Here is a 25478-nt window from a genome sequence, read left to right on the forward strand (position 1 = left end):
TTGAATGCGACAAAGTTTCCTGCTAAGAAAGATTTAAGAACAGAAACGCGGAGGTAGTTCGATCCGATGTGCGGAATTGTAGGCTTATTCATCAAAGACAAGGCTTTAGAGCCACGGCTCGGCGAGTTGACCGCCACGATGCTGGCAACGATGTGCGAACGCGGTCCAGACTCGGCCGGGTTTGCCATCTACGGCGATGCGAAATCGGGCAAGGCGAAGATTACGCTTCAGTCGCCGCAGGCCGACAAGGACTTCGCCGGGCTGGCCAAGGCCGTCGGTGACAAGATCGGCAGCGCCGTTTCACTGGACATCAAGTCCAGCCACGCCGTTCTCACCTGCGCCGCAGGCAGCGTGGACGCCGCTCGCGCGGCGGTTCGCGAGATCGCTCCTGGCGTTCGCATCATGGGCCGCGGCGACGTCATCGAGATCTATAAGGAGGTCGGCTATCCGACCGAAGTGGCGAGCCGCTTCGATCTCAAGAGCATGACCGGCACCCACGCCATTGGCCACACGCGCATGGCGACCGAAAGCGCCGTGACGACCCTCGGCGCCCATCCGTTCTCGACAGGACCGGACCAGTGCCTGGTCCACAACGGATCGCTCTCGAACCACAACAACCTTCGCCGCGAACTGATCCGCGACGGCATGATCTTCGAGACCGCCAACGACAGCGAAGTGGCGGCGGCCTACCTGACCTGGCGCATGAACCAGGGTCTTAATCTTGGCCAGGCACTCGAACGCAGCCTGGAAGATCTCGACGGCTTCTTCACCTTCGTGGTGGGCACCAAGAACGGCTTCGGCGTTGTCCGCGATCCGATCGCCTGCAAGCCCGCCGTGCTTGCTGAAACCGACCAATACGTAGCTTTCGGATCCGAATACCGCGCCCTCGCTGGCCTGCCCGGCATCGAGAACGCCAGGATCTGGGAGCCTGAGCCCGCCACTGTCTACTTCTGGGAGCGCTAAGAAAATGAGGTCGATCGATTTGGCGAAGACGCCGCTTCGGGAGTTGAACCAGAGCTTGCATGCCCTGAAGGACGGCACCAACGAAACCGAATGGGAGGTGCTCAATCCGCGCGGCCAGCACGCCGTGGCGGCGGGCGTCGATGCCCCGGTGAATGTCAACATCCGCGGCTCGGTGGGCTACTACTGCGCCGGCATGAACAAGCACGCGACGGTTGTCGTGCACGGCTCCGCCGGCCCCGGCACCGCCGAGAACATGATGTCCGGACAGGTCATCGTCAAAGGTGACGCCAGCCAGTATGCCGGCGCCACCGGACGCGGCGGTCTGCTCGTCATCGAGGGCAACGCATCGTCGCGTTGCGGTATCTCGATGAAGGGCATCGACATCATCGTGCGCGGCAACATCGGCCACATGTCGGCCTTCATGGCTCAGACCGGCAACCTCGTCGTCCTCGGCGACGCCGGCGACGCACTCGGAGACAGCATCTACGAAGCGAAGCTGTTCGTACGCGGTTCCGTCAAGAGCCTCGGCGCCGACTGCATCGAGAAAGAGATGCGCCCCGAACACCATGAAGCGCTTTCGGCCCTCTTGAAGAAAGCCGGCGTCAACGGAGTGAAAACGTCCGAGTTCAAGCGTTACGGCTCGGCACGCACGCTCTACACGTTCAACATCGACAACGCGGACGCCTACTGATGACCTATCATAATCCGCCGACCACGCCCCGCAAATCGCACACCTTCGACGACTATACGCTGTCGGAGATCCGCCGCGCCGCCCAGACCGGTATCTACGATATCCGTGGCGGTGGCGCGAAACGGAAGTTGCCGCATTTCGACGATCTGCTGTTCCTCGGCGCGTCGATGTCTCGCTACCCGCTCGAGGGCTACCGCGAGCGTTGCTCGACGGCCGTGACCCTCGGCACGCGGTACGCCAAGAAGCCGATCGAGCTCAAGACGCCGATCACCGTTGCCGGCATGAGTTTCGGTGCGCTGTCGGGCCAGGCCAAGGAGGCGCTCGGACGCGGCGCCACCATCGCTGGAACTTCGACCACCACCGGCGACGGCGGTATGACGAATGAAGAGCGCGGTCATTCGAAGACGCTCGTCTATCAGTATCTCCCGTCGCGCTACGGCATGAATCCGGATGACCTCCGGCGCGCCGATGCCATCGAACTCGTTGTCGGCCAGGGCGCCAAGCCCGGCGGCGGCGGCATGTTGCTCGGTCAGAAGATTTCGGATCGCGTCGCCGAAATGCGCACGCTGCCGAAGGGCATCGACCAGCGCTCGTCGTGCCGCCATCCCGACTGGACCGGTCCCGACGATCTCGAGATCAAGATCCTCGAGATCCGCGAGATCACCGACTGGCAAAAGCCGATCTACATCAAGGTCGGCGGCGCTCGGCCGTACTATGACGTCGCTCTCGCCGTGAAGGCTGGCGCCGACGTGGTCGTCGTCGACGGCATGCAGGGCGGCACCGCCGCCACGCAAGAAGTGTTCATTGAGCATGTCGGCCAGCCGACGCTCGCATGCATCCGTCCCGCCGTGCAGGCGCTTCAGGACCTCGGCATGCACCGCAAGGTGCAGCTGATCGTCTCCGGCGGCATCCGCAATGGCGCGGACGTCGCCAAGGCCCTGGCACTCGGTGCGGACGCAGTCGCTGTCGGCACCGCCTGTCTGGTGGCGTTGGGCGATAACGATCCGGCTCTCGAGGACGAGTACCGGAAGCTCGGAACGACGGCGGGTGCCTACGACGATTGGCACGAGGGTCGCGACCCTGCCGGCATCACGACGCAGGATCCGGAGCTGTCGAAGCGGCTCGATCCGATCCGCGCCGGACGCCGCCTCGCCAACTATCTGAAGGTGATGACCCTCGAGCTGCAGACCATCGCACGCGCCGCGGGCCACAACCACGTCCACAACCTCGAGCCGGAGGATCTGTGCGCTCTCACCCTGGAAGCCGCCGCCATGGCGCGCGTTCCGCTGGCGGGCACGAGCTGGATCCCGGGACAAGGAAATTTCTAGGTAAGTAGTCACGCTTCGGATCCTGTGATCCGAAGCGTTTCATTGTGCAAAATTACAAAAAAACAAGACCAAGCATCTAGGGGACTGAAACACCAGTCTTGCGTCAACCCAAGTGGGAAAGCATTCAATGTCACACGATCTCGCTAAGCTCGCGAAAGAGCGCGGCATCCGCTATTTCATGATCTCGTTCACCGATCTGTTCGGCTACCAGCGCGCAAAGCTGGTGCCGGCGGCGGCGATCGCAGACATCCAAAAGGACGGCGCAGGTTTCGCCGGCTTTGCAACCTGGCTCGATATGACGCCAGCGCATCCGGACATGCTGGGCATGGCCGATCCGGCCGGAATGATCCAGCTGCCCTGGAAGCCGGAAGTGGCCTGGGTTCCGGCCGACTGCGCGATGGAAAACAAACCCGTTTCCCAGTCGCCGCGCGTCGTCCTGAAGAACCTGGTCAGCAAGGCCGCGTCGATGGGCCTGCGCGTCAAGACGGGCGTGGAATGCGAATTCTTCCTCGTCAATCCCGATGGCACCGCGATCTCGGACGCCGCGGATTACGCGTCGAAGCCCTGCTACGATCAGCAGGCCCTGATGCGCCGTTATGATGTCATCGCCGAGATCTGCGACTATATGCTCGAGCTCGGATGGGAGCCCTACCAGAACGACCACGAGGACGCGAACGGCCAGTTCGAAATGAACTGGATCTTCGACGACGTGCTGCTGACCGCGGACCGTCACTCGTTCTTCAAGTTCATGGCCAAGTCCGTTGCCGAAAAGCACGGCATGCGCGCGACCTTCATGCCGAAGCCCTTCATGGCGCTCACCGGCAACGGCTGCCATGCGCACATCTCGGTCTGGGATGCGGCGACCGGTAAGACCAATATGTTCGCCGACAAGACCGATGAGATGGGCCTGTCGAAACAGGGCTACAACTTCCTCGGCGGCATCATGAAGCACGCCGAGTCGCTCGCAGCGATCACCAACCCGACGGTCAACTCCTACAAGCGCATCAACGCGCCGCGTACCATCTCGGGCGCGACCTGGAGCCCGAACTCCGTCACCTGGACCGGCAACAACCGGACCCACATGGTCCGTGTCCCGGGTCCGGGTCGCTTCGAGCTGCGCCTGCCGGACGGCGCCGCAAATCCTTACCTGCTGCAGGCCGTCATCCTCGCAGCCGGTCTCGACGGCATCGAAAACAATTGCCACCCAGGCAAGCGTTACGACATCGACATGTACCAGGATGGGCACACCATCACGGACGCGCCGAAGCTGCCGCTCAACTTGCTCGACGCGATCCGCAACTTCGACAAGGACGAGAGCCTCAAGCAGGCCCTCGGTACCGAGTTCTCGAGCGCCTACATCAAGCTCAAGAACAAAGAGTGGAACCAGTTCGCCACCCACTTCACGCAGTGGGAACGCGACAACACGCTCGATATCTGACACTCGGCAGCGGGTAACGGCAGGCAACGGCGGCAGAAGACCTCTGCTGACCGTTGCCTGTTGGCCGTTGCCTGTCCTATAGCCATGCCCTGGCGCGCGGAGTGGGCGCGCCGAAAGGGGGCGCATGGACGCGCGAAGGCGGCTTGGAATTCTGGCCGGAGGCGGCACGCTTCCGCGCGAGATCGCCGATAGTGCCGTAAGGCGCGGCATGCCCGTGACCATCGTGGCCATCGACAGCGAAGCCGACGGCGATTTCGGCGCCCATGCGGTGACGCGTGTGTATTGGGGCCAACTGGGCGGCATGATCCGCGCGTTCAAGGCGGCCCGGGTGACGGATTTGGTCATCGTCGGCCGCGTACAACGCCCCGAGATCGGCATCATGCGGCCGGACTGGGGCTTCTTCCGCCATCTCCCGCGCATCCTGCGCATCGTCGCCTCCGGCGGCGACGACGGCGTGCTGCGTCACGTCGTGCGATTCTTCGAAGGGCAGGGGATCCGGGTCATCGGCCCGGACATGGCCGCCCCGGAACTCGTCATCGGCGAGGGCACCATGGGAGCCGCGCGCGCCGCCCCCGGCGACCAGACGGATATACAACAGGGAATGGCTCTGATCCGCGCGCTCGGCGCTTACGACATCGGCCAGAGCGTGGTCGTCGCCGAGGGACGCATCGAGGCGATCGAGGGTGTGGAGGGGACGGACCGCATGCTCGCGCGCGCCGCCGCTCGCCGCGCCGATCCGAACCACGACATCGCCCTCAAGGGCGGCGTGCTCGTCAAGCGCTCGAAACCCGGCCAGGACCTGCGCGTCGACATGCCGGCGATCGGCCCTGCGACGATCAAAGGTGCCCAGGAGGCAGGCCTCACCGGTATCGCCGTCGAGGCCAACACCGTCGTCGCGGCGGAACGCGTCCGCACCGTCCGCGAGGCGGACGCCGCACACATCTTCGTCCAAGGCGTCAAGGAGGAGAACCTTGGCCCCGCAGGACGGCGTTTCAATCCACGCCTCGTCGCCATGCGCTTCCGCCGCGCGAGCCGCGTCACGCCCGCCGAGCACGCGACGCTCGACGCGATCAAGGGCCTCACGGTCGTCGATGCGCTGGCAGCCTTCTCCGTCGGCCGCGCCGCGGTCGTCGTGCGCAATCATGTGCTGGCCGTCGAAACGGGCGAGGGGGCGGAAGCCACGATCTTACGCGCGTCGGGGCTACGCCAATGGGCCAGCATCACACGCCGCAGGCGAGGCGTCGCCAGCCTCCGCGATATGCAGGATCTCACCCAGAGCTTCGTCACGGCCGTGGCGGATGCAGGCTATGCCGGCATCGCCATCGGCGGCGCACTCTATGTCGCTGACGCAATCCGGGAAGCCGCCATCGCCGACGCCGAAGAGCGCGGTCTGTTCGTCCTCGTGCGCGAGTCTGGCGATCGGAACGGCCCATGACCCGCCAAGCGCCTCATGACAGCGGCGATGTCCGCATTGTCCTCATTGCCGGCGAGCATTCGGGCGACGCGCTCGGCGCCCACCTCATCGCGGCACTCCGGAGCCGGCTCGGCAACCGCCTCAAGCTTGCGGGCGTGGGTGGAGCCGACATGCAACGCGAAGGCTTTGTGTCGGATTTTCCGCTGGCGGATGTCGCAGTGATGGGCCCGCTCTCGATCCTGCGCCACTTGCCGCGCATCGTGAGCCGCGTTTACGCCACCGTCGATCGCGCCATTGCTTTCGATCCCCACGCCGTCGTCATCATCGACAGCCCGGAATTTACCCATCCAATCGCCAAACGCATCCGCAAGCGCCGCCCGGACATCCCGATCATCGATTACGTGAGCCCGAGCGTGTGGGCATGGCGGCCCGGCCGCGCGGCGAAGATGAAGCCGTATGTCGACCACATCCTGGGCCTTCTGCCGTTCGAGCCTGCCGCCCACGAACGTCTCGGCGGACCGCCGTGCACGTACGTCGGCCACTCGCTGATCGAACGGCAATCCTGGCTCGATGCCCTCGATCCCGAGCCTTTACGCGCCCGTCTCGGCCTCGACCCGGCGCGCCCCGTCATCGTCGCGCTGCCGGGCAGCCGCACGTCCGAGGTCGGCCGCCTGATGGAGCCGTTCGGCGATACGCTGCGTATCTTGATCGAGCGCGGCGTGACGCCGGAAGTGCTTCTTCCGTGCGTTCCGCATCGTCGCGCCCTGATCAAACAGCTGAGCCGCACCTGGCCACTTCCTCCGCACATCATCGAAACCGACGACGACAAATTCCGCGCCTTCAAGCTGGCCCGCGCCGCGCTCGCCGCGTCCGGCACCGTTACGCTGGAACTCGCCCTCGCCGGTACGCCGATGGTGGTGGCCTATCGCGTCGATCCCGTCGCCGCGCCATTTCTGCGCCGCATGATCAAAGCGCCGACGACCGTCCTCGCCAACCTCGTGCTGGGCGAGAATGCGTTTCCGGAATTCCATCAGGAAAAGAGTTCGCCGGAAAACCTCGCGGCCGCGCTGTTGCCGTTGCTGAAGGCGTCGCCTGAGCGGGACGCGCAGCTCGCTGCCCTCGCACGTATTCCCGGCCTGATGCACATCGAGGGCGGCCATCCGAGCGAAGCCGCTGCCGAAATCGTGCTCGACTATGCGCTGAAACAAAAACGCGAGGCGTAACGTCGCCTCGCGCTCTGGATTTCGACATTCGATCTCGCGACGTGCGGATCAGCCGCCGGCCTTCGGGAAATCGCGGCGCGGCGGGCCGATGTAGAGCTGGCGCGGACGGCCGATGCGCTGCTCGGGATCCTCGATCATTTCCTTCCACTGCGCAATCCAGCCGACGGTGCGCGCAACCGCGAACAGCACGGTGAACATCGACACCGGGAAGCCCATCGCGCGCAGCGTGATGCCCGAATAGAAATCGATGTTGGGATAGAGCTTTTTCTCGACGAAATACTCGTCCTGCAGCGCGATGCGCTCGAGCTCCATGGCGACCGCCAGCAGCGGATCGTTGCGCTTGTCGAGTTCGTCGAGAACCTGATGGGCCGTCTTCTGCATCACCTTCGCGCGCGGGTCGTAGTTCTTGTACACGCGATGGCCGAACCCCATCAGACGGAACCCGGACGACTTGTCCTTCGCCTTCTTGATAAACTCGGGGATGCGATCGACGGTGCCGATCTCTTCGAGCATGTTGAGGGCCGCTTCGTTTGCGCCGCCGTGCGCCGGACCCCAAAGGCAGGCGATGCCGGCCGCGATGCACGCGAACGGATTGGCGCCCGACGAGCCCGCGAGGCGCACGGTCGACGTCGACGCGTTCTGCTCATGGTCGGCGTGCAGAATGAAGATGCGGTCGAGCGCGCGCGCCACCACGGGATTGACGATGTACGGCTCGCACGGCACCGAGAAGCACATCTGCAGGAAGTTCGACGTGTAGTCGAGATCGTTGCGCGGATAGATGAACGGCTGGCCGATGGAATATTTGTAGGCCATCGCCGCGATGGTCGGCATCTTCGCGATCATGCGATGACTTGCCGTTTCGCGCTGCCGCAGGTCGTTGATGTCGGTGCTGTCGTGATAGAACGACGACAGCGCGCCGACCACGCCGACCATGACCGACATCGGATGCGCGTCACGACGGAAGCCGGTGAAGAACTTCGTCATCTGCTCGTGCACCATCGTATGGCGCGTGATGGTGAGGCGGAAGTGCCTGAACTCCTCGTTCGTCGGCAGCTCGCCGTGCAGCAGCAGGTAGCAGGTGGCGAGGAAGTTCGAATTTTCGGCCAGTTCGTCGATGGAATAGCCGCGATAGAGCAACTCGCCCTTGTCGCCGTCAATGTAGGTGATGCGCGACGAGCAGTTGGCCGTCGACGTGAAGCCCGGATCGTAGGTGAAGCAGCCGGTGTCGCGATAGACCTTCGCGATGTCGATCACGTCGGGACCGATCGTGCCGCTGCGCAGATCCAGCGAAACGTCCTTGCCGTTAAGCCTGAGTTCGGCCTGGCGGGCTGCCTCCCCGGTGGGGGTTGAGCTATGGTGAATGCTCATGCCGCTTCTCTCCTGTTTGCGCCTGGGTCTCCGACCCGGATGGCACTTTGCCTCCGGCCCTGATCGCGCCTTGCCTACGGCCACTGCATGCAGCGGCGAATGCTGCACTGCAGTATAAACAAATCGGATCGCAACGAAACGAAGAACTACACCGTGAAACTACGCAGCCAAATCAAGCGCCGAGATCGCGCAGCCGACCTAGTGTTTCCTCACGTCCCAGCACGGCCATCACGTCGAATACCGGCGGCGAAACGGTCCGCCCCGTGAGAGCCGAGCGAAGCGGCTGTGCCACCTTGCCGAGCTTGGTGCCCGTTTCCTCGGCATAGGTGCGCACGAGCGCTTCGAGGGCGGCGGCAGACCAGTCCGGCGTGTCGTGCAAGCGTGTCGTCAGCGCCGCCAGAATCGCTTGCCCGTCAGCATCCATCAGCTTCCGGGCTTTGTCATCAAGGGTGAGCGGACGGCTGGCGACAATGAAGAGCGCTTGGCCGATCAGTTCGGCGACCGTTTTGGCCCGCTCCTTGAGCGCCGGCAGCGCCATGCCGAGCGCGTCCCAGCCCTTGGCCTCGAACAACGCGGCAAGCGCTAATCCGGTTGCAATCCCCGGCGCCTGGGCCGCCACCTCATGTGCCAGCGCCACATCGGACCGCGGCGGAGCCTTGGGATCGACGGGCAGCGCCTTGAGCGTCTCGAAGTCGAGATGCGGCAGCACGGCCTTGATCGCGTCCAGCAGCGCGCCATCCGGCGCCTCGCGCAGATAATGCCCGTTCAAATCATCGAGCTTCTTGAAGTCGAAGCGCGACGCGCTCTTGTTGATGTTGTCGATGTCGAACCAGGCGATCAGGTTCTCGGGCGAAATGATCTCGTCGTCACCATGGCTCCAGCCCAGCCGCACCAGATAATTGCGAAGCGCGACGGGCAGATACCCCATCGCGCGGTAATCCTCGACGCCCTGCGCGCCGTGGCGCTTCGAAAGCTTGGCCCCGTCCGCGCCGTGGATCAGTGGCACGTGGGCCCACTCCGGCACGTCCCAGCCCATGCCGAGATAGATCTGCGCCTGCCGCGCCGCATTGGTCAGGTGATCGACGCCGCGGATGACGTGCGTCACGCCCATGTCGTGGTCGTCCACGACGACGGCCAGATTGTAGGTCGGGTTGCCGTCGCTGCGCAGGATGATGAGGTCGTCGAGTTCCTTGTTCTGGAACACGACGCGGCCCTGCACATGATCCTGCACGACGGTCTCGCCTTCGCGCGGCGCCTTGAGGCGGACCGTATAAGGCGCACCGGCCGGCGCCTCCGAGGCCGCCCGGTCGCGCCATGGCGAGCGGATCGTCAGCGGACGCTTTTCGGCCTCCGCCTGCTTGCGCATCGCATCGATCTCTTCGACGGTCATGTAGCAGCGGTACGCCCCGCCGCGTTCGAGCAGCGCCAGCGCCACCTCGCGATGCCGGTCGGCGCGCGAGAACTGCGACACCGGCTCGCCGTCCCAATCGAGGCCCAGCCAACGCAGCCCGTCCAGGATCGCGGCCACCGCCTCAGGATTGTTGCGCTCCCGGTCCGTGTCCTCGATGCGCAACAGGAACGTCCCGCCCTTGGCCTTCGCATATAGCCAGTTGAACAGGGCCGTGCGCGCGCCACCAATGTGCAGGTAGCCGGTCGGAGAGGGGGCAAAGCGGACGACGGGACCGCCGGCGTGCGTGGTCGTGGAATCGGTCATGGAGTGATCGGCTCGGGTTTCAGAGGGATGGCCCGCCATGTAGCATGGCCGCGCAAGGGGAGACCAGCTTCATTGGCTGGGGCGGGCGGGGACTGAGGTCCGCGGCCAGCCGCCCCGAAAGGCCAGCGGCTCCACGCAATGGCCGTCGGCTCGGAGAGGCCAGGAGCCCGGAGAGGGAGGCGCGTGGACAGCGGGCGCTTAGAGGAACCGGGCGTAGACGGGCCGGGATCGGGATTGCCCCCATCCTCCGGACCTGCGGCCGCCGCGCGCCGCTTCGCAGCCGGATTTCCCGGGTCCGCCCTCGTGATGGAGCAACTCGAGCGCGAGCGGGCCCGTTGGTTTGTCTGGCTGCCTGTTGCGTTCGGCTCGGGCATCGCGATCTATTTTGCCCTTCCGTCCGAACCGGACCTCTGGAGCACGCTGGCCCTGCCGGCGATCGCCCTCGGCCTGCTGCTCGCCTCCCGCAGCGCAAGCCTCGCCTACGTTGCGGGCCTGATGCTGTTCGTCATGTCGCTCGGCTTTGCCGCCGCCAAGGTGCGCACCGAAACGGTGCGTGCGCCCGTGCTCCAGCAGGAACTGCGCTATGCCGATGTGGAAGGCGTGGTCGAGCTGATCGAGCCGCGCCCGACGCGCGGCGAACGGCTCACGCTCCGCGTCACCACAATCAAGGGTCTCGCGGCCGACCAGCAACCCGCGCGCATCCGCGTCCGCGCCATGCGCAAGACGGAGCGGCTGCGGCCGGGCGATACCATCCGCCTGCGCGCGACCCTGCGCCCGCCCGCGCTACCCGCGATTCCCGGCGGCTACGATTTTTCGCGATGGGCCTGGTTCCAGGGATTGGGCGCCACTGGGTTTTCGCTCGCGCCGGCCACGATCGTCTCGCAGCCACCCGGCGGCGGCGCCCACAGCCTGGCCCGAGAGGCGCGAGAACATCTCGAACGCATCCGCCACGCTATCGGTGAACGCATCCGCGCGACGGTGCCGGGCGAGTCCGGCGCCATTGCCGTCTCGCTCATCACCGGCGAGCGCGGCGGCATCACGGAGCAGACCAACGACGCCTATCGCGACTCGGGCCTCGTCCACATTCTCTCGATCTCCGGCCTGCACATGGTCATCATGGCCGGGTTCGTGTTCGCCTTCGCGCGCATCGCGCTCGCCGCGTTCCCGTCCATCGCGCTGCGCTACGCCACGAAAAAATGGGCGGCGGCCGCAGCGTTGCTCGGCGCGATCAGCTATCTTTTGATCTCCGGCGCGGCCATCGCCACAGTCCGCGCGACGCTGATGATCGCCATCATGTTCGTCGCCGTCATGCTCGACCGTCAGGCGCTCGCCATGCGCAACGTCGCGATCGCGGCTCTTCTCGTCCTGATCGTCCTTCCCGAGAGCCTGCTCGACGCAGGCTTCCAGATGTCGTTCGCCGCTGTCGTATCCTTGATCGGCGCCTACGAAGCGGTCCGCGAGCGCACCGGCCAGCAGAGCCGCGGCGGCTGGCTGCGCCCCGTCGCGTTTTTCCTCGGCGGCATCGTGCTGTCGACCGTCATCGCCAGCATCTCGGTCGCGCCGTTCGGCGTCTATCATTTCCACCGCAGCCAGCAGTACGCGCTGATCGCAAACATGATTGCCGTCCCGATCTGCAACCTGGTCATCATGCCGTCGGCGCTACTCACGCTGATCGCGCTGCCCGTCGGCCTCGAAGCGCTCCCGCTCGCCGTCATGGCGAAAGGCATCGATGTCATGACCGCGACCGCCTATTGGGTCGCGAGCCTGCCCGGCGCGATCCTCCACATCGGCGCGATCCCCGAAATGAGCTTCGCCCTGTTGGTGTTCGGCGGCCTGTGGTTGATGCTGTGGCAGACGCGCTGGCGCGCGCTGGGCCTGGCTGCCATCGGCGCGGGCATCCTGACGTCGGGCGGCGCGGAGCATCCCGACATCCTCGCCGGGCGCGGCGGCGCGCTGGTTGCGGTCCGCGGAACCGATGGCCGCTATGCGGTGATCGGCAGCCGCGCCGGCAGCTACGAGCTCACCCGCTGGCTGGAACGCGACGGAGACAACCGCCCCGCGCGCGACGCGTTACGCGCCAAAGGCGCGCGATGCGATGGCGTCGGATGCATCATCGAAAAAGATGGACTGCGCATCGCCGTGGCGCAGCACGCGTCGGCGACGGACGAGGATTGCCGCAACGCCGACATCCTGATCGGTGGCCCGCGCCGCCCGAGGGGCTGCACGCGCCCGCTCGCCGTGCTCGACCGCTGGTCGTTGCGGGACGACGGCACCCACGCCATTTTTCTCGCGAAGGATCCGGACGCGTCTCGGGCCCGCATCGTGCGCGTCGAAAGCGTCACCCAGCGGCGCGGCGCACGGCCCTGGACCGAACGTCCACAACGGCGGATGGAGCGAAAGGCCAACCACGAGCGCCCATCGGCGGGGGAGAGGGACAATAGCACGGTTCCCGAAGCCGGGAATTCAAACTCCGCCCCGCATATCCCCGATGACGACGATCAATAGCGCCGGATGAGTCCGACGAGACGGCCCTGGATGTCGACCTGATCCGGCCCGAAGATGCGCGTCTTGAATTCCGGGTTGGCCGCTTCGAGCGCGAGCGTTGAGCCCTTCTTGCGCAGCCGCTTCAGCGTCGCCTCTTCCTGCTCGATAAGCGCCACAACGATGTCGCCGTTCTCGGCCGTGTCGCACCGGCGGATGATCACCGTATCGCCGTCGTGAATGCCGGCCTCGATCATCGAGTCGCCCTTCACCTCGAGCGCAAAATGCTCGCCGTTGGTCAAGAGATCGGGCGGGCAGGCGATATCGTGGCTGTGGTTCTGGATTGCGGAGATCGGCACGCCAGCCGCGATCCGCCCCATGACCGGGACCGATACGGTGCGGCTGTCGAGCATGTGCGAGGGCGGCGTCGAGATGTTGCGCGATTTCGTGCCTTCGATGACGCTGGGCTGGAACCCGATGCGCCGCTGCGGCTCGGCGGACGCCGCCGCAGCCGACGAAGCCGCCACGACCGACAACGTCGAGGTCTCGGGCAGCTTCAGCACCTCGATGGCGCGCGCCCGGTGCGGCAGGCGGCGAATGAACCCGCGCTCGACGAGCGCCGTGATCAAGCGGTGAATGCCGGATTTGGATTTGAGATCGAGCGCGTCCTTCATCTCGTCGAAGGAGGGCGGCACGCCGTCGGCCTGCATGCGCTCGTGGATAAAGAGCAGGAGCTCTTTCTGTTTCGAAGTCAGCATTGTGCCTCCCGTGCAAGGCCCGGACGCATAGGATTGCGTCACTCCAAGGCCGAGAGCAGTTTCAATTTCCACGCACGCCACGAACGACCGCAAGGCAATCGGCTCCGCGACACGTGATGCTGCATCGCAAGACTCACCTAAACAAAGCGTGAATGTACGCTAATCGTTCTTGCAAGGTTCCGTCAAGGCCTTGTTGTGCGCAGATGAATATCCGTGTGCGGATGTGAATTTTAGAGCCGTTCCACACGCGCCGCCTCACCAACCCCCGCAGCCTCTGCCCCCGGCTCGCGCCAGATCAGGCAATCGGCGTCCACCAGCGCGGAGAGCAACGAACTGTCCTGCGACGGCATCGGCGTGACGGTCGGCGCGCCGGTCGCGTCACGGCCGAGCTTGGCGCGCATGAGATGCAGGCGCGGGCCGTTGGCTTCGAGAGCCTGCGTAAGAATGGCCGTCTCGCGCGCTTCGGTATCGGCCGCGATCCCGACCAGCGCATGGATCAGCGGCACGAGAAACACGCGCGCCGTGATCAGCGCCGAAACCGGATTGCCCGGCAAGCCCAGCACGCGCGTCGGACCGAGCCGCCCGAACATCAGCGGTTTGCCCGGCCGGATCGCGACCTTCCAGAACGCGAGGTCGATGCCCTCAGCCTTGAGCGCGGGCCCGACGAGATCGTGATCGCCGACCGACGCCCCGCCGATGGTGACGAGAATGTCCGCGCCGCGCGCTTCGGTAATGCGAGCACGAAGATCGTCCATGCGATCCGCGACGATCCCGAGCTGCAAGGCAACGCCACCCGCTCGCACAACCAGCGCCGCAATCCCCGCCGGGTTGGACGACACGATCTGATCCGCACCCGGCCGCACTCCGGGCTGAACAAGCTCGTCGCCGGTCGCGAGAATGGCGACCACCGGACGGCGCGCGACCGGAACCTCGCCATATCCCATCGCAGCCGCCAGCGTAACGCCGTGCGGATCGAGCCGATGCCCGCGCTTGAGAAGGAGAGCGCCCTCCGAAAAATCGTTTCCGGCGGGGCGAATGTTACCTCCCGCAGCCGTCGCGTCGGTGGCAACGATGACGTCGCCGCTGCGTTCCACGTCTTCCTGGATCACGACCGTGCCGCAGTCCGCCGGCACCGGAGCGCCCGTGAAAATGCGCACCGCTTCGTCCGGAGCGACGCGACCGGCAAAGCTGCGTCCGGCTGCGGATTCTCCGATGACCGTCCAGCGCGCGCCGACCGGCGCCGCGTACGCGCCGTGCACCGCATAGCCATCCATGGCCGAGGCCGCGAACGGCGGTTGCGTGAACTTCGCCGCGAGGTCGCGCGTCAGCACGCGCCCGTCGGCCTCGAATACGGAGACCGTCTCCTCGACGGGAGCGCCAATACCGGACAGAATCTGTTCGAGCGCGGACGCGACGGGGAGCAGCGCCACAGGCTCAACTCCTGGATTTTGCAGGCGCAGCGTTGTCGCTCGCCCGGTAGTCGCCAGAGCGCCCGCCCGTTTTGCTGACGAGCCGCACGCCGCCGATTTCCATGCCGCGGTCGGCCGCCTTCAGCATGTCGTAGATCGTGAGCGCGGCGACGGAGACCGCCGTCAGCGCTTCCATCTCGACGCCCGTCGGCCCCGTGACGCTGACCTCGGCGCGGATATGCAACCCGGCAGGCGCGTCGCTCGGCGCGAACTCGACCGACGCCTTGGTGAGGGCGAGGGGATGGCAGAGCGGAATGAGCTCGCTGGTCTTCTTGGCCGCCATGATGCCGGCGATCCGCGCCGCGGCCAGCACGTCGCCCTTCTTGGCCTCGCCCGAGACAACGAGACCGAGCGTCTCCGCCGTCATGGAAATGAAGCCTTCGGCGACGGCGGTGCGCGTCGTGGAGGCTTTCTCGCCGACGTCCACCATGCGCGCCCGGCCCTTGTCGTCCAGATGCGTGAGCTTGCCGGTCATGCGGCCTCCGGTGTGAGCAGCGTGCGCGTCGCGGCCGTGACGTCGGCCTGCCGCATGAGGCTTTCGCCGACCAGGAACGTACCGACGCCCGCGCGGTTCATGCGCGCGATGTCGGCCGGCGTGAAGATGCCGCTCTCGCTGATGACAATACGATCAGGAGGCACGCGCGGCGCCAACTCTTCGGTGGTCGCGAGCGTGGTCTCGAACGTCTTGAGATTGCGATTGTTGATGCCGATGAGACGGCAATCTAGACGCAGCGCGCGATCCATCTCGGCAGCGTCGTGTACTTCGACGATGGACTCCATCCCCCAGTCGCGGGCGGCGGACGCGAGATCGGCGGCCAGCGCATCGTCCACTTCTGCCAGGATAATGAGGATGCAGTCAGCCCCCCAGGCGCGCGCTTCGGCCACCTGATAGGTGTCGATCATGAAATCCTTGCGCAGCACAGGCAGCGAGCAGGCGGCGCGCGCGCGGGTGAGATAGTCGGGCGCGCCTTGGAACGACGGGCCGTCGGTCAGGATCGAGAGGCAGGCCGCCCCACCGGCTTCATAAGCCTGGGCGAGGGCTGGGGGATCGAAATCGGCGCGGATCAGGCCCTTCGACGGCGAGGCCTTCTTGATCTCGGCAATCAGCGCCGTCTGCCCGGCCGCGTGCTTGGCGTCGAGAGCGCCCGCGAACGAGCGCACGCGCGGCGCACTGCGCGCATATTCCGCCAGCACCTGCAGCGGCAGCAGCTCGCGCGCGCGGGCGACCTCTTCCCGTTTGTAGGCGGTGATTTTCTCGAGAATATCGGCCATCGGCGGAGCCAACCTGAGTAAAGGGCGAAGGCTACCTTCGTAAAACGTGCGTGCTACCGGCCCGCCGCCTCGGGGTCAAGCGTGCTCATTCCCCGCCGGCAGGCTGGTCGTCGCGGGGCCCGAGGTTCGCCGTCTCCTTCTGCAGAAGGTCGCGGCCGAGGTCGAGGCATTCGGTCGCGATGGCATGAGGGATCATATCGGTGCCGATGTTGTGACCCCCGGTCGAGAGCGCCCATTTCATGTCGATGCAATTCTTGATAATCGCGGCTACATGGCGCGCCGCCACGGCTCCGTCGAAGCGCGTCTGCTCGGAGAGCACGGCGCGAAAATCGGTATAGGCCGCTTGCAACTTGGCATAGGCGTCAATGTGCTTCTGCCGGTACACGCAGACATCTTTCACGGCCTGGTCCATCTCGGCCTTTTCCCACTCCACCATGTCGACGACGAACGCCCGGCAGGATTTCTCCGAGGCATCGACCTTGCCCTCGTCCTCGTAGCCGATGACGAGTGAAGGAGGCATGGGAGCGTGGTCCTGCGCCGCGGCCAGCGCCGAGAGGAGAGAAAGAGAGAGAAGGGCAACAACGGAGCGGAGCATGCGAGTCCTCGGGACAAAGGGGGCACTCGGACGATCCTAGCACACAACAGGCCCGGTCGATCCCGCACCCCGCGAGGACGTGGTTAGTGCATTTTCCGATCTGGCGGAATCACAACGCGATACCCCTCCCCGTCATGGCGAAGCCATGCTCCGCATGGACCCGGGGAGGGGTAAGGGGTGGGGGAGAACCAAGAGACTTACGTCGGTTTTCTGGCCTCACCCCGCCCGGCGCCGTCACGCCGGCGCCACCCTCCCCGTCAAGGGGAGGGTGGAGAACGTGCACGCCTGTGTGAACCGAAAATGCTCTAGTGCGTCGGCAGAAAAAGTTAAGCGGCCGACTGACTGATGGCGACGAGACGGTCAAGCGCGGCGGCCGCGCGGCCGGACCGGATGGCCTCCTCCGCCAAGCTCACGCCCTCCGGCAGCGAGCCGGCCTTGCCGCCAACGATGAGCGCGGCAGCGGTGTTGAGCAGCACGATATCGCGGTACGGCCCCGGTGCACCCGCGAGCAGGTCCCGCAGCGCCTGCGCATTGTGCGCACCGTCCCCGCCCTTGAGGTCGGCCAGCGACACCCGCGCGAGCCCCGCGTCCTCGGGCGTCACCTCGAACGTCGTGATCTTGCCGCCCTCGAGCGCCGCCACCGTCGTCTCGCCCGTTGTCGAGAGCTCGTCGAGCCCGTCGTGGCCGTGCACGACCCAGGCCCGCTCGGAACCGAGCGCGCGCAGCGCTTCCGCCATCGGCATCACCCAGGCGTGGTCGAACACGCCAAGCACATGATGGCGCACGCCCGCCGGATTGCAGATCGGCCCGAGCAGATTGAAGAGCGTGCGGATACCGAGCTCGGCGCGCGGGGCCGCCCAAGCCTTCATCGCGGGATGGTGAGCGGGCGCCCAAAGGAAGCCGACGCCCGCGTCCTCGATCGCGCGCCGGATCAGGGCCGGGCCGCAATCGAGCTTGACGCCCAGCGCCGACAGCACGTCCGAAGCGCCCGACAGCGACGACACCGAGCGATTACCGTGCTTGGCGACCTTGAGCCCTGCGCCCGCCGCGACGATGGCCGACGCCGTCGAGACGTTGAACGTCCCATGGCCGTCGCCGCCCGTGCCGACGATATCGACAGCGCCTGGCGCGACCTTCACGGCCGACATCCGGCCCCGCAGCGCGCGCGCCGCACCCGTGATCTCGTCCAGAGTTTCGCCGCGAACGCGGAGCCCCATCAGAAACGCGGCCATCTGCGGCGGCGTCGCCTCCGTCGTCATGAGATCGACGGCGGCGGCCATGGCGTCGGCCGAAAACGTCTCGCCTGACGCGACCGTCTGAATGAGGGCCTTGACGCCCGCCGCACTGGTCATGCTTTCCCCCAAGGCCGTCGTGGATCAGGCCGCGTTGCGCGGGCGCGGCGCGATGCGGCGCGGATTGAGCCCGGCAAGCTCGAGGAAATTGGCGAGCAGCGCGTGGCCCTGCTGCGACGCGATGCTTTCCGGATGGAACTGCACGCCATGCACGGGGTGTGTCTTGTGCTGGAGGCCCATGATGATGCCGTCGCTGGTCTCGGCGGTCACTTCGAGGCAGTCGGGCAGGCTTTTGCGTTCCACGATGAGCGAGTGATAGCGCGTCACTTCGATCTCTTTCGGCAGGCCTTTGAAAAGTCCCTTGTCGGTGTGCGTGATGGTCGAGAGCTTGCCGTGCATCGGCGCATCGGCGCGAATGACCTTGCCGCCGTAGGCCTGCCCGATGGACTGGTGGCCGAGGCAGACGCCGAGCAGCGGAATCTTCGCCCCGGCCTTCGCGATCAGGTCGAGGCAGACGCCTGCCTCGTTGGGCGTGCACGGACCCGGCGATAGCACGATCGCCTTGGGCTTCATCTTGAGAACCTCGTCCGCCGTCACCTTGTCGTTGCGGATGACCTCGGATGTCGTCCCAAGCTCGCCCAGGAAATGCACGAGATTGTAGGTGAAGCTGTCGTAGTTATCGATCAGGACGAGCATCGGAGAGCGGGCCTCGCGGGCTTGCTGAGCGCCGGCCGGTCCGGCGTCGCAATGCGCTGATGTGGGTGTAGAAACCTGAGCCGCAAGCGTCAAGCGGCGTCCGGGTGGCCTTCTCCTCGGCCGCGAGCCCGAAAACCCGCGTCTCGGGGCCGCAAACCCTAGTCTAGGGCAACTGCGTCCGGCCTCTCGCCCCGGCCGCGCATTTTCCCTATATAGGGGCCCCATGACCCAGACAAACATGACCCAGCCCGACCCGATGAAGCCCAACGCCAGCGTCGCCATCGGCGCGCTGTCCGTCTCGAATACGTCCCCGATCGTCGTCTTCGCGGGGCCGTGCCAGATGGAGAGCCGCGCCCACGCCCTCGAAACCGCCGGTGCGCTGAAGGACATCGCCCAGCGCCTGGGCCTCGGGCTCATCTACAAGTCGTCGTTCGACAAGGCGAACCGGACGTCGCTCTCCGGCAAGCGGGGCATCGGCCTCGACGCGGCCATCGCCGTATTCGCCGAGATCCGCGAGACGCTCGGCCTCCCCGTCGTCACCGACGTGCACGAGAACGACCAATGCGCCGCCGTGGCGCCCGTGGTCGACGTGCTGCAGATCCCCGCCTTCCTCTGCCGCCAGACGGATCTGCTCGTCGCCGCCGCCAAGACGGGCCGCGTCGTGAAGATCAAGAAGGGACAGTTTCTCGCGCCCTGGGACATGAAGAACGTCGTCGCCAAGGTGGTGGGCTCGGGCAACCCCAACGTGCTGCTGACGGAGCGCGGCTCATCCTTCGGCTACAACACGCTCGTCGTCGACATGCGGGCGCTGCCGCAGATGGCCGAGACGGGCGCGCCGGTGATCTTCGACGCCACCCACGCCGTGCAGCAGCCGGGTGGGCTCGGCGGCAGCTCGGGCGGAGACCGCCGCTACGTACCGGTGCTCGCGCGCGCGGCTGTGGCGGTCGGCGTCGCCGGCCTCTTCATCGAAACGCATGAAGCGCCCGACACCGCGCCGTCCGACGGACCGAACATGCTGCCGTTGCGCGATTTCGAACCGCTGATGCGCGAGCTCATGGCGCTCGACGCTCTGGTGAAGCGGCGCGATCCCGCGACCGCGTAGAGCCACTGCGCAATCGCGCCCCCGCAATCGAGCGAACCACAACGCTGGCGCCCAAGCGCCGGCGCGGCCGAGGTTTATCTCGTTTTCGAGCAAAGCTTTTGGCTCACTTTGGCCTTCATATTAAATTCTGATTGCCGTTCGATGTGTCTGCGCGTTGTGCAACACAGGGCTCCGGTGCAGATGGCAGCCGTGCACGCATGAGCCCTCACGGATTTCGGGTCGCGTCGTTTGTTTTTGTCGGAGCCCGTTATGCCAACAGATCTTGAATGCGGCGACACGCCCGCGTTGCTCGCCAATCTCGAAGAACACACGGTCGAGCACGTGCAGGCGGGAGTACGTCTCCACGAGCGTCGCCCGCACGAACGGCGACCACACGAGCATTGGGTTTCAACGCGCATGAGCGCGGAGCCCGCGCCCGATGCGCCGGAGTTCCCTCCTGAGATCGAGGGAGAGACTTCGCCCGCCCGCACCGCACTCTCTGCGCAAGCGCGCGCGTCGATGGGGACGCATTGGCTGTCGGAGAACATGAGCGCTGACCCGGCGCCCGGACCGTGGACGCTGCCAGCAGAACCGCCGGCTCCCGAAGTCAATCCTCTCGCCAGGATCGAGAGCATTGAAGACAAACTGAGCGCCGCCGAAGCCGCGCCCGCGATTCCGCGCAACACGGCCGCCTCGCACGTGCTCTATGAACCGCCGCCGTTCCTGGGCGACGCTCACGAGACGATAGAGACCCCAAACTTGCCCGTGTTGGTGCCGACGCGCGCGCCGGAGCAGCAACCGGTCTCTCCGCCGAAGCTGGGTTGGAGCATGGCCGCAGCCGCGGCAGGGCTGGCACTTTTCGCAGGCGGCATCGCCCACACGCGGCTTACTGCTATCGAGAACGCAGCATGTGACGGCGCGCCGTGCGGGACCACGGCACCGATGATGTTCGGCCAGATCGCGCGCGCGTCCCTGGCGTCGAGTACGTCCCAAACGACGAGCGCCGCGCCGGGCTTGACCATTGCCAGCGCGCCGTCATCTGTCGGCACGCCGCCTGAGCCCGCATTTGATCCCCTGGAAACGATCACCGTCCGCGACCTGCCTCCGGACGTCAAACTTACGGCCGGAGAAAAAATCTCGGACACCGATTGGACGATCGCGCCGAGCGAACTCGCCAATGTCGGGTTCGTCGTTCCGCACGATCACACGGAACCCGTCCGCGCCGAAGTCGAGTTCAAATCTCGCGAAGGCGTTGTCATGGCGCGCTTCGGCCTCGGAATCGTCAATGAACCGCCGCCCGTCGAAGCACCCGTCTTGAACGAGACGGCAGTCCCAAACGAGAGCTTGAAGGAGAGGGCAGTCTCGAAGGAAAGCACCGAGACGGCAGTCTCAAAGGAAAGCACCGGGACGGCAGTCTCAAAGGAAAGCACCGGGACGGCAGTCTCAAAGGAAATCGTTGCGACGTGCCTAGGCCAGCCCTGCGGCAGTCTCGAGCCCGCCATGTATGCGATCATCGCGAACCACGCCCTGCAACCTGAGGACCGCTTGCATCCGGGCATCGTTCTCGTGGCTGACGGCGACGCGGCCGCGCAAGCGCCCGAGCCCGCCGTCGAGCAGCCGGAGAGCGTCACGGTGAGCGGCCTCCCACCGGACGTCGAGCTTTCGGCCGGAGAACGGATCTCGGAGACCGGCTGGAAGATCGCCGCTGATGAACTCGCCGACGTCGGGGTCGTCATCCCGCACGATCAGATTGAGCCGGTCCGCGCCGAGATCGAGTTCAAGTCCGACGAGGGCATTGTCATGGCGCGCCTCGGTCTCGATATCGTTCACGCTCAGCCGCCGCCCGTAGCCGAGGTCGCCACCGAACCCGCCAAACCGTTCGAAGCGAACGACGCGAACGATGAGCAAACGGGCGCGCAGCAGCCGCTCGCAATCCGGCCCACGCCGCGTGCGAAAAAAGGCAGGGCGGCGGCCGTGAGACAGCAGCCCGCAGCAGCCGCGGGTTCGCGCAAGGCCGCGGCCCCCGCGATCCAGCCGCGCGGCCTGTTCCAGTTCGAACCGCCGCAGAATTCGGCGAAGCCGAAACCAGCGCCAATTCCAAAAGCGGAAGTGAAAAAGCCCGAGAAGAAGGCTCAGGCGCCCGTTGCCGAGAAACAGGCATCGGCAGCGCCCGTGGGAACCGAGCAAGCCCCCGGCTTCCGGATTCAGTCGACACTCGACCGCCCAAACTGATCGCCGCGCCCCAACTGATCGCTGCGCGAGGCGAGCATAATGCTTAGATGCCGATCAATGGCTGAAGCAGACGCGCAACGCTGCCCGTGAAGCGCAGCTTGCCGTCCTTGGCAGACAGGCAGATGCAACCTTCCTTCGGGCAGGCGATCGGAGTGTGCTCGACGTCGGAGTCGAGATCGGCGACGTCGCCCACGCCGAATGTGCCGAGCTTGTCCGTGTAGCTGCCGCGCAGGATGATCGTGAGCTCCTGGCCGGCGTGGCCGTGTTCGGGCATTTTCTTGCCGGGCGCGACCTTGATCAGCATCAATTCGCCGTCCGCATGGACCGAAAGCGGCACGGAATGGGTCCAGATGCCGGGGGCCTTCCAACTCCACGCCAGATCGTCCAACCGCGCGCCCAGGACCGCGACGAGGGGGCCCGGTATGTCGCCACGAGGTCCGTCGCCACCGGTCCGAGCCGCACGCGGCTCCTCGATCACGCCAGTTTCCGCTTCGCCCGCGCGCATGGCAACGACGGGCGCGCTTGAAACCACGTCGGCGGGCGGCAAGGCATCGAACAGCGCAACACCGATCTGCTCCATACGCCCGACTTCCGCACGGCACTCCGCACAGACGGAGAGATGCGAGGCGATCACGGCCGCAAACGCCTCCGGCTGGCTGCCGGCAGCGCAGCCCATCAGCGAAGCAAAATCCGGATGGTGGCGGATCGTCATCTATCTCAAGTCCTCAAGCGCATCGCGAATTTTGTGATAGGCAAGGCGCATCCGCGATTTGACGGTGCCAAGCGGCAAACCGAGACGGGCGGCGATCTCGCTGTGCGATAAGCCCTGAATAAACGCCAACGTGACCACTTCTGTCTGTTCGGGCGGCAACTCCGCCATAACGGACCGCACACGTTCCCCACGCTCGCGCTCCGACAACTCCTCATCGGGCCCGGGCTCGGGCGACGGCTGCTCGGCGTTGTTCTCCGGCAGCGGCTGCCAAGCCACCTCTCTACGCAGCCTGTCGATCCTTAGATTACGCGCGATCGTAAATATCCACGTTGTCGCGCTGCCTTTCTCGTCCGAATAGAGCGCCGCCTTTCGCCACACGGTCAGCAAAGTTTCCTGCGACAGCTCCTCCGCAGTCGCGGAGTCGGCCCCTTGGCGCAGCATGTAGGATTTGATGCGGGGGGCGTAGACCTTGAACAGCGCCCGGAATGCGTCGACGTCGCCGTTTGCAGCCACCCGTTGCAGAAGATCAGCCATTGTCCTCGGAGCATGTACGGCGAGGACCCGCAGAACGCGGCCCTCCTGGAGACCCTGAAGCATAGCGCAACCTCGCCGCCGCGCCAGTAACGTGCTCCCGGATGCTCGCCGTTCACGTGGCGCTCGCAGCCGCGCATGTCGCCCATACGGCCGGGCCGGGCGCCCGGATCTGCGTCACATCGCGGCCAGCACGACAATCTTGGTGGACGCGCGGCCCCCCGACCTGGGAAAGTGACATCCAACCCCAAACCCGGTGCCCGATGCCGAATGTAACGTTGACCGAAGTCGCCCTGCTGCTGGCCGCGATGGCCATCGCGCCGCCGTTGGCGCGTCGCTTCGGCATTGGCACGGTGCTCGGCTACCTGCTGGCCGGCATCGCGCTCGGACCGCACGGCATTCGCCACGTCTTCTCGAGCTACGAAGCGCACGAAATCCTCGAGTTCTCGGAATTCGGCATCGTTCTCTTGCTGTTTCTGATCGGCCTCGAGCTCCGCCCCCGGCGGCTGTGGGCCATGCGCCAGGGCATCTTCCGGCTGGGTGGCGCGCAGGTGGCGCTGACGGCCCTTCCGCTCGCTCTTGCTGCGGCGCTGTTTGTCGAGCAATGGCAGGCAGCCCTCTTCATCGGCCTGGCGCTCGCGCTCTCCTCGACTGCGTTCGCTCTTCAGGTGTTGGAAGAGCAGGGGGATCTCGCCGCACGGCACGGGCGGCTCGCCTTCGCGGTTCTGTTGTTCCAGGACCTCGCCGCAATTCCGCTGATCGCCCTGGTGCCGCTGTTCGCCTCCGCGACCGGCGCCGTGACCGAACCGATGGACCTGGCCGCTGCGATATGGGGTCTTGGCACCATCGTCGTCGTCGTGCTGTTCGGCTATTTCGGGCTCGATACCTTCATGCGCCTCGTCGCGCGCACGAACGTCAAGGAGGCGATGACGGCCGCGGCGCTGCTCACCGTGGTCACCGTTTCGCTGCTGATGCAGAAGGCCGGCTTGTCCGCCTCGCTGGGTGCGTTCATCGCTGGCGCGCTGCTTGCGGAAAGCTCTTATCGCCACCAGCTCGAAGCCGACATCCAGCCCTTCCAGGGACTGTTGCTGGGCCTGTTCTTCACGGCCATCGGCATGTCGCTCAACGTCGCGCTCGTGCTCGAAAGGCCGTTCCTCGTCTTCGGCCTCGCCATGGCTCTGGTCGCGGTCAAGGCCGTCATACTTTACGCACTGGGCCGCCGTGCAGGCCTGGCCGAGCGCCCAGCGCGCCGCCTCGGTCTCTCTCTCAGCCAGGGCGGCGAATTCGGCTTCGTCTTGTTTACGGCCGGTCTGAGCGCGGGCGTCATCGACGATCCAACCAGCGACCTCCTCATCGCCGTCGTCACGATCTCGATGGCGGCGACGCCTGTCCTCCTCGCGATCGAGCGCCGCCTTGCCGCGCGCGCGGCAGGTGACCCATTACTCGCCTTCGACCAGCTCCCGAACCGCGACGAGCATGTCGTCATCGCCGGTTTCGGCCGCTTCGGTCAGATCGTGGCCCGCGTGCTGCGCGGCAAGAAGATCCCCTTTATCGCGCTCGACATCTCGGCCGAGCAGGTCGAGCTGGTGAAAAACTTCGGCGCCCAGGCGTTCTATGGCGACGCAAGCCGTGCCGAGATCCTCGAGGCCGCGCAAATTGCAAACGCCCGCGCGTTCGTTCTCGCCATCGACGACATCGACGCCTCGATGCGCGCCGCCGAGTTCGTCAAGCGCCGCTATCCGGATATGCCGATCTACGCCCGGGCGCGAAACCGCAATCATGCCCTGCGGCTTCTGGACCTCGGCATCACCACGGTCCAACGCGAGACGTTCCTGTCCGCACTGGAAACCACGCGTCAGGTGCTCGTCGGCCTCGGATACACGGAGCGCGAAAGCGAGCGCGTGACCAAGACGTTCCGCGCGCACGACGAGCGGCGCCTGATCGAGGACTACGCCCACTACAGCGACATGGAAAAACTGCAGGCCAAGGCCCGCAGCGACGTTGCGACGCTGGAGCGCCTGTTCGAGGAGGATGCGGCCGACAACCTGGGCAATGACGCTCCGGCGAGGCCCGCAAAACCCGTGAAAGCACCGCCCCCGGCCCAGAAGGAGCCGGAGAAAGGTCCGACCAGCAACGAAGTGGCCTGACGGCTCTGGTCGCGATGGGAGGGCAAAGACGGGAGGGGCGAAGACGGGAGAGGGCAGGGCCGCGGGGGACAGC

General features: G+C 65.9%; 21 protein-coding genes. 10 read left to right on the forward strand and 11 right to left on the reverse strand.

Annotated elements, in window-relative coordinates; genetic code table 11:
* The first annotated feature begins 66 nt into the window (after positions 1 to 66).
* The 6 genes from ACTIFK_RS15105 to lpxB all read left to right on the forward strand — a co-directional run bounded on the left by ACTIFK_RS15105 (position 67) and on the right by lpxB (position 7057).
* The gene (locus ACTIFK_RS15105; protein ID WP_439543911.1) at positions 67 to 963 is read left to right on the forward strand and encodes a class II glutamine amidotransferase; all 897 of its coding nucleotides are present in this window, start codon (positions 67 to 69) and stop codon (positions 961 to 963) included.
* 4 nt (positions 964 to 967) lie between these two features.
* Positions 968 to 1654, forward strand: coding sequence for a protein GlxC (locus tag ACTIFK_RS15110; RefSeq protein WP_439543912.1), 687 nt, complete (start codon positions 968 to 970; stop codon positions 1652 to 1654).
* A complete protein-coding gene (locus ACTIFK_RS15115) occupies positions 1654 to 2982 on the forward strand; it encodes an FMN-binding glutamate synthase family protein (RefSeq protein ID WP_439543913.1) in 1329 nt (442 codons plus the stop codon). Before ACTIFK_RS15110 ends, ACTIFK_RS15115 begins: the two co-directional genes overlap by 1 nt.
* Before the next feature lie 127 nt (positions 2983 to 3109).
* A complete protein-coding gene (glnT, locus tag ACTIFK_RS15120) occupies positions 3110 to 4420 on the forward strand; it encodes a type III glutamate--ammonia ligase (protein WP_439543914.1) in 1311 nt (436 codons plus the stop codon).
* Positions 4421 to 4544: 124 nt separating this feature from the next.
* Complete coding sequence (locus tag ACTIFK_RS15125; RefSeq protein ID WP_439543915.1) at positions 4545 to 5855, forward strand: LpxI family protein; 1311 nt, start codon at positions 4545 to 4547, stop codon at positions 5853 to 5855.
* Complete coding sequence (gene lpxB, locus ACTIFK_RS15130; RefSeq protein ID WP_439543916.1) at positions 5852 to 7057, forward strand: lipid-A-disaccharide synthase; 1206 nt, start codon at positions 5852 to 5854, stop codon at positions 7055 to 7057. The genes ACTIFK_RS15125 and lpxB overlap by 4 nt, the downstream gene beginning before the upstream one ends.
* Before the next feature lie 48 nt (positions 7058 to 7105).
* Here the strand turns inward: lpxB and gltA are convergent, their stop codons facing one another.
* Complete coding sequence (gene gltA / locus ACTIFK_RS15135; protein WP_439543917.1) at positions 7106 to 8425, reverse strand: citrate synthase; 1320 nt, start codon at positions 8423 to 8425, stop codon at positions 7106 to 7108.
* Between the two features lie 172 nt (positions 8426 to 8597).
* On the reverse strand, positions 8598 to 10139 hold the full coding sequence (gene gltX, locus ACTIFK_RS15140) for a glutamate--tRNA ligase (RefSeq protein ID WP_439543918.1): 1542 nt from the start codon (positions 10137 to 10139) through the stop codon (positions 8598 to 8600).
* Positions 10140 to 10373: 234 nt separating this feature from the next.
* On the opposite strand from gltX, the gene ACTIFK_RS15145 reads away from it, so the two are divergent.
* Positions 10374 to 12644 carry a ComEC/Rec2 family competence protein gene (locus tag ACTIFK_RS15145; protein WP_439543919.1) on the forward strand — a complete coding sequence of 757 codons (2271 nt, stop codon included), beginning with the start codon at positions 10374 to 10376 and terminating at the stop codon, positions 12642 to 12644.
* Here ACTIFK_RS15145 and lexA read toward each other — a convergent pair.
* The 7 genes from lexA to ACTIFK_RS15180 form a co-directional block, all read right to left on the reverse strand.
* Positions 12638 to 13378: a transcriptional repressor LexA gene (gene lexA, locus ACTIFK_RS15150; RefSeq protein ID WP_439543920.1), complete on the reverse strand. Its 741-nt coding sequence runs from the start codon at positions 13376 to 13378 to the stop codon at positions 12638 to 12640. The two genes, ACTIFK_RS15145 and lexA, sit on opposite strands and share 7 nt — an antisense overlap.
* Positions 13379 to 13608: 230 nt before the next feature.
* A complete protein-coding gene (locus ACTIFK_RS15155; RefSeq protein ID WP_439543921.1) occupies positions 13609 to 14808 on the reverse strand; it encodes a molybdopterin molybdotransferase MoeA in 1200 nt (399 codons plus the stop codon).
* 4 nt (positions 14809 to 14812) lie between these two features.
* Positions 14813 to 15322 (reverse strand): cyclic pyranopterin monophosphate synthase MoaC, encoded by a 510-nt coding sequence (gene moaC / locus ACTIFK_RS15160; protein ID WP_439543922.1) that lies wholly within the window; start codon positions 15320 to 15322, stop codon positions 14813 to 14815.
* Positions 15319 to 16119: an indole-3-glycerol phosphate synthase TrpC gene (trpC, locus tag ACTIFK_RS15165; RefSeq protein ID WP_439543923.1), complete on the reverse strand. Its 801-nt coding sequence runs from the start codon at positions 16117 to 16119 to the stop codon at positions 15319 to 15321. Before trpC ends, moaC begins: the two co-directional genes overlap by 4 nt.
* Before the next feature lie 85 nt (positions 16120 to 16204).
* Positions 16205 to 16714, reverse strand: a complete 510-nt coding sequence (locus tag ACTIFK_RS15170) for a hypothetical protein (RefSeq protein WP_439543924.1) — start codon at positions 16712 to 16714, stop codon at positions 16205 to 16207.
* Positions 16715 to 17040: 326 nt separating this feature from the next.
* Positions 17041 to 18066, reverse strand: a complete 1026-nt coding sequence (trpD, locus tag ACTIFK_RS15175) for an anthranilate phosphoribosyltransferase (RefSeq protein WP_439543925.1) — start codon at positions 18064 to 18066, stop codon at positions 17041 to 17043.
* A gap of 24 nt (positions 18067 to 18090) precedes the next feature.
* Positions 18091 to 18702 (reverse strand): anthranilate synthase component II, encoded by a 612-nt coding sequence (locus ACTIFK_RS15180; protein WP_439543926.1) that lies wholly within the window; start codon positions 18700 to 18702, stop codon positions 18091 to 18093.
* 256 nt (positions 18703 to 18958) lie between these two features.
* Between ACTIFK_RS15180 and kdsA the strand changes: the two genes are divergently transcribed.
* Together kdsA and ACTIFK_RS15190 are read left to right on the forward strand one after the other, a co-directional pair.
* Positions 18959 to 19804 carry a 3-deoxy-8-phosphooctulonate synthase gene (gene kdsA / locus ACTIFK_RS15185; RefSeq protein ID WP_439543974.1) on the forward strand — a complete coding sequence of 282 codons (846 nt, stop codon included), beginning with the start codon at positions 18959 to 18961 and terminating at the stop codon, positions 19802 to 19804.
* A 249-nt stretch (positions 19805 to 20053) separates the two neighbouring features.
* Positions 20054 to 22015, forward strand: a complete 1962-nt coding sequence (locus ACTIFK_RS15190; RefSeq protein ID WP_439543927.1) for a hypothetical protein — start codon at positions 20054 to 20056, stop codon at positions 22013 to 22015.
* Positions 22016 to 22058: 43 nt separating this feature from the next.
* Here ACTIFK_RS15190 and ACTIFK_RS15195 read toward each other — a convergent pair whose 3' ends face one another.
* Together ACTIFK_RS15195 and ACTIFK_RS15200 are read right to left on the reverse strand one after the other, a co-directional pair.
* Positions 22059 to 22727: a ChrR family anti-sigma-E factor gene (locus ACTIFK_RS15195; protein ID WP_439543928.1), complete on the reverse strand. Its 669-nt coding sequence runs from the start codon at positions 22725 to 22727 to the stop codon at positions 22059 to 22061.
* Complete coding sequence (locus tag ACTIFK_RS15200; RefSeq protein ID WP_439543929.1) at positions 22728 to 23261, reverse strand: sigma-70 family RNA polymerase sigma factor; 534 nt, start codon at positions 23259 to 23261, stop codon at positions 22728 to 22730. It abuts the gene before it with no gap.
* Between the two features lie 275 nt (positions 23262 to 23536).
* On the opposite strand from ACTIFK_RS15200, the gene ACTIFK_RS15205 reads away from it, so the two are divergent.
* Positions 23537 to 25405: a cation:proton antiporter domain-containing protein gene (locus tag ACTIFK_RS15205; protein ID WP_439543930.1), complete on the forward strand. Its 1869-nt coding sequence runs from the start codon at positions 23537 to 23539 to the stop codon at positions 25403 to 25405.
* Positions 25406 to 25478 lie beyond the last annotated feature (73 nt).

The organism is Hyphomicrobium sp. (assembly GCF_051860585.1).
GTDB lineage: Bacteria > Pseudomonadota > Alphaproteobacteria > Rhizobiales > Hyphomicrobiaceae > Hyphomicrobium_C.